Origin of the sequence: Synechococcus sp. R6-7 (genome assembly GCF_047461695.1) — a bacterium.
GTDB lineage: Bacteria > Cyanobacteriota > Cyanobacteriia > Thermostichales > Thermostichaceae > Thermostichus.
The window spans coordinates 1-642 of sequence record NZ_JANSHS010000137.1; the positions used below are offsets into that span (position 1 = coordinate 1).

At 58.4% G+C, this 642-nt stretch carries 1 protein-coding gene; it reads right to left on the reverse strand.

The window, feature by feature from the left end; translation table 11 throughout:
- Window positions 1-415 (reverse strand): toll/interleukin-1 receptor domain-containing protein (locus NW815_RS04730; protein ID WP_414415765.1); only part of this gene is annotated, 415 nt, incomplete at its 3' end.
- Between the last annotated feature and the right edge of the window lie 227 nt (window positions 416-642).

The window sequence follows — 642 nt, forward strand, 5'->3', positions numbered from 1 at the left end:
AAAAGTGCATTAGCTCCAAGGCGCGGTACTCAAACAGCACCGGATCCTCTTCTGAGCCAGTAAAATCCAGCAGGGGCGCCTCTTCCAGGGGGCGGGGTAGCTCAGTGGGGGTGTGCAGCAGCGTCAGCAGGCGCTGGTTTTGTCGTGCCGGGGCATGGGGAAACCCGCTGTACAGCTCATCCCTTGGCCAGGGATCGGCAACAAACTCTGGAGAGGCCACCACTCCCACCCAGCGGCATTGTTCGATGGCCAGTTGCAGCTCCAGCTTGCGGTTATCCCCCGGCTGCAGCATCCAGCGGTCAAACCAGACTTTGAAACCCTCGCGATCCAGCCGCTCCGCCAGTTGACGCGCCCACCGGGCTTGCTCTCGGTGGTAGCGCAAGAAAAGGTCGAACTTGTAATGCTCTGAAGACATGAACGCCCGCTCGCTGCTCTTCTCCAGCTTATCTTTGCGTTATCGCTGCGCGATGCTTTCACAAACGCAAACGCATTTGCTCCCCATCGGGTCTGGGGCAAGGAGCAAACCTAATGCTAGGCAACGCTTCCGCTCGATTGGTTCTGAATGGCGATGATGACCGGACAGCGATAGGCGATAGTTGGTGCAGGGCTTGAAAGGAGCATGCCTCTAACCCCCAAAACCCT